Origin of the sequence: Bradyrhizobium sp. 134 (assembly GCF_023074155.1) — a bacterium.
In the GTDB taxonomy this organism is placed as follows: domain Bacteria; phylum Pseudomonadota; class Alphaproteobacteria; order Rhizobiales; family Xanthobacteraceae; genus Bradyrhizobium.
This window is the reverse complement of the sequence record NZ_JADPKX010000031.1, coordinates 1-4171: the sequence shown is the minus strand read 5'-3', so window position 1 is coordinate 4171 and position 4171 is coordinate 1. Positions and strand designations below refer to the sequence as shown.

Annotated in this window: 3 protein-coding genes and 1 pseudogene; 3 read left to right on the top strand and 1 reads right to left on the bottom strand. The window is 55.6% G+C overall.

The features are described from left to right. Positions 1-99: 99 nt before the first annotated feature. The 3 genes and pseudogenes from IVA75_RS09575 to IVA75_RS09565 form a co-directional block, all read left to right on the top strand. A pseudogene (locus tag IVA75_RS09575) lies at positions 100-1000 on the top strand (IS630 family transposase); the annotation flags it as partial. Positions 1001-1379: 379 nt separating this feature from the next. Further along, positions 1380-2201 carry a hypothetical protein gene (locus IVA75_RS09570; RefSeq protein WP_247290022.1) on the top strand — a complete coding sequence of 274 codons (822 nt, stop codon included), beginning with the start codon at positions 1380-1382 and terminating at the stop codon, positions 2199-2201. A 524-nt stretch (positions 2202-2725) separates the two neighbouring features. Further along, a complete protein-coding gene (locus IVA75_RS09565; protein WP_247290024.1) occupies positions 2726-3724 on the top strand; it encodes an NADPH:quinone oxidoreductase family protein in 999 nt (332 codons plus the stop codon). A gap of 64 nt (positions 3725-3788) precedes the next feature. Here IVA75_RS09565 and IVA75_RS09560 read toward each other — a convergent pair. Further along, on the bottom strand, positions 3789-4171 hold a 383-nt coding region (locus IVA75_RS09560; protein ID WP_247290026.1), incomplete at its 5' end, for a hypothetical protein.

The window sequence follows — 4171 nt, the reverse complement described above, 5'->3', positions numbered from 1 at the left end:
GACACCCCGGCCGCCTTCGTCGGAACAGGTGGCCGCCTTCGATCGGAATGCATGGTCGCGTTCAATCGGAATCTCTGGCCGCAATCCCCGGAATCCGCACACACCGTTGGCAAGTGGCGTCGCCGGTTTCTGAAGGATCGCTGTGATGGCCTGCTCGACGAGGCCCGTCCTGGCCGCCCTCGAACCATCAACGACGATCAGGTTGCTGCCGTGATTGAGCGGACGTTGCGGACGACGCGACGCACTGGTCGATCCGCTCGATGGCTGCGGAGACCGGCTTTTCCCCCACCACGATCCGCCGAATGTGGGCGGCGTTCGGCTTGCAGCCGCACCGTAGCCAGACATTCAAACTATCGAGCGATCCGCTGTTCGTCGACAAGGTACGCGACATCGTCGGCCTTTACCTGTCCCCGCCGAACCGAGCCCTTGTCCTCAGCATCGATGAGAAAAGCCAGATCCAGGCCCTCGATCGCGAGCAGCCGGTCTTTCCAAGGATGCCCGGCATACCGGAGCATCGTACGCACAGCTATGTGCGACCACGCTATTTGCCGCGCTCGATGTCGCCTCGGGGTTCGTCATCGGCAAATGCTACAAGCGCCACCGGGCAGTCGAGTTCTTGAAGTTTTTCAAAGAGATATCGATGCTCAAGTTCCTGAAGGCCTCGATGTCCATATCGTCATGGACAACTACGCCACCCACGAGACACCCAGGATCAAAGCGTGGCTCGCCCGTCGGCCACATTATCACGTCCACTTCACGCCGACTTCCGCGTCATGGATCAATCAGGTCGAACGCTGGTTCCCTGAGCTCACCCGAAAGCAGATCCAGCGAGGTGTTCACACTTCCGTCAGGCAGCTCGAGGCCGACATCCGTACCTTCATCGACCTGCACAACAAAAACTCCCAAGCCCTTCAAATGGACCAAGTCTGCTGACCAGATTCTGGCTTCCGTCAAACGCTTCTGCCACAAAGCCCAGCAAACCTTATGTGGCGAACTTTAGATTCACGTGACTGGGCAGTTCCATTCGATCCGCAATTCATTGTGTGGCCTGGATGATATCGTGACGCTGCTCCGGATGAGGTTGCCGCACTGAAAGAGGCCGCCGGGAGCCGAGCGCGCTTCCGCGATCGCGATCGAACTCGCAGTGGCTCGCGCGCGAGAGCGTCGGAAGCAGGTGCTGATCGCCCAGCAGAAGAGGCGGATCGCCAAGCCGAGCGTCAGATCAATGGCTTGCCGACAGAAGGTAGTTCTGGCGGCTTGAAAGATGACGAAGATCTCATTCGTTGATCCTGTGAGGGTGATCACGGCGGGAACCTTGCTCACTTGCACTGCCGCGACCTGGGGGCCTACCAGAGCAGGTGGTATCTCGACGATCGCTAATGGTGCACGATGAATTAAGCTATGATTTAGCTCATTATGACAAAAGGACACCAATGGCAGGCTCAATCGATCCGTTGCGCGTCTCACGGCTTCTTCAAGTATATGACGATGCGGCACTCGAAAGGGGCATCAAGCTTTCAATAGGTTCGGATTTTGATAAGTATGTCTCGATCACACGATCCACTCCTACAAAAGCTCCAACTTATCCAAACTTTCGACCAGATCGCTCGCCTATTAGGTCAGGCGAGGGATATTGGATCGTAGGTGTCGACAAGCATAATGAGGTCGTGCTCTTAGAAGCTGCTCGGCTGTATGATCTTTCGGACGGCAACTTTGCAGAACATCTTCAATCCCTGAAGGCGTTTTATGCCGACCCGAGCTTACATGCACACCCTCAAGATCGGTGCATTTGCGTAGCACCAAGCGCGAAGAAGATGGCCGGAAAGGTTGCCTATCACGGGGATCTTTGGGTGCGCAGAGACTTTAGGGGACAGGGTATCCCCAAAATAACATCAGGAATAGCGCGCGGCGTGTCTTTCGCCATGTGGGCTCCTGATTTCATATGTGCACTTGTACCGCGCTGGCGAGTGGCCAAAGGCGTTGTTGTGCAAAACGGATACGTGCATTACGAGCCCGGCGGATCCAAGTTACGGTTGGTAGAAGATGATATTGTCGACGATGATTGGCTCGTGTGGGTAACAGGGGAGGAGTTGAGGAGCGAAATTGATCGTCACGATAGAGCCGAGCTGCTCTTACCGCAAACATCGTTGACGAAGGAGGAAGCTGTGTTCTGCTGGGGGCGGCAGAAGCCTGACGTTTGAGGCAGTGAATTGCCAAAACTCTCGTCTTCGAAACGTCCCGCGCACGAGAGACAGTATCGTCACGGAGATCGCCAGAACTCAAGCGACTGCAAGTGCCGTGTGATGTTTATCGCAAATCCTGCAAGAGAACGTAACAATGTATGGCGAGCTGAGGCCGCATTTCGGGAGGTCTTCACGCACATAGCGGGATGCTTGGAGGAAGATTTTATGCCAGGTCAGGTTTACGTGCTGATGTCAACCTCGCCGAAATGCCCGCGTCTCGCGAGTGATTGGGGGGCATCAGGGGCAGAGGTCCAACCAATCCGGCACGTGATTGGAGGAGCAAGCTGAAGCTGATGATGAAGCATCTCTGTTATCGGCCGTAGGTCGAGAATCGGGGTGACAAGGGAATAATCAGTAAGCAGGAGGCCGAAGACGCCTCGATGAACTCAACGTAGAGCCTACCTTCAGGTGAGCCAGACCGCCGCGGTCGCGTTCGCGACCGCAATGCGTGCCAAGTCAACACTGTCTTCCAAGGAGTATGCATGAAAGCGATTGTAAGCAGATCGATTGGAGGCCCGGAAACACTGACGCTAGAAGACGTTGACGATCCCGTGGCTGGCCCTGGTCAGGTTGTCGTTCGTGTCAAGGCAAGCGGTGTAAATTTTCCGGACGCGCTGATCATAGAAGACAAGTATCAATTCAAACCAAAAAGGCCATTCTCACCTGGTGCCGAATTTTCTGGCGTTGTCGAAGCGACTGGGACTGGCGTATGCTCGCTTCGACCTGGTGATCGCGTCATGGGATTCTCTAGATGGGGGGCAATGGCGCAGAAGATTGTCATCGATACGAGCCGTTGTGTGGTGATGCCGGATACAATGCCGTTTGACGAAGCGGCCGCGTTCATTTTGACTTATGGTACGTCCTACTACGCATTGAAAGAGAGGGGCGCGCTGAAAAGTGGTGACACGCTCCTTGTGCTTGGAGCTTCTGGCGGTGTCGGCCTCGCGGCAACTGAAATTGGAAAAGCGATGGGCGCTCGCGTTGTGGCGGCAGTTTCTACCGCGGAGAAAGCACGATTAGTTCGAGCACACGGAGCAGACCGCTCAGTGATATATGGCGTTGCGCCGTTCGGCCCGGCTTCCCGTAGAGACGTCGTGCGCCTTCTCAAAGAGGCGTGCGAACCTGACGGCGCACATGTTGTATGCGATATCGTAGGAGGCGGATACTCTGAGGCGGCTTTGCGCGCGATAGCTTGGGACGGTCGCTTCCTCGTAGTAGGATTTACCGCGGGCATCCCGCAAATTCCGCTCAATCTTCCATTGCTAAAGTCTTGCCAAATTCTCGGCGTGTTCTGGGGGGCGTGGCTCGACCGGAGTGTTGACCACCTTAGTCGCAGCGTAGCTGAGTTACTAGGGTGGTATGAAAGTGGCAAGCTGCGACCATGCATAACTGCGCGCTTTCCGCTATCCGAGGCTAGCGATGCGATTGCCCAATTGACCACTCGAAAGGCCATGGGAAAGATCATCGTCAACATTGATTGAATTCAATAATTCAATGGCGTCGATCGCGCGATCTGCGTATGCCGATCTGCCCACGGCACGTTCTTTATTGTACAACGAGGTTTGAGAACGCCCACGGGCACCGTTTGCCGCGAGGTTCTGTACCGGCTTCACCCTTCGACAAGTCGCGATGAGTTTTGCCGCGCTGGTTCGGTGATGGATGATCTTCCCCCGAAAAAATGGACAGGGTTAGCATTACAGTTGCTTTTTTGATTTGAAGTGGGCGCGTTGAGCGGCAGCCTGGTGAGCTCTGCGCCAGAAGGACCATGCGATGATGTGTGCGGGTTGAATCCGCTTCCGCGCAAGTCTGATAGCAATGCGGCGGATTTCCTGGATTGACCAACGGATCAGTGGTGGGGTGGTTATGTTTTGGCTTTTGCCGGGGGGCGCCGTTTCGTTTTTTTGGGCGGTGGCGGATTAGCGCGATGT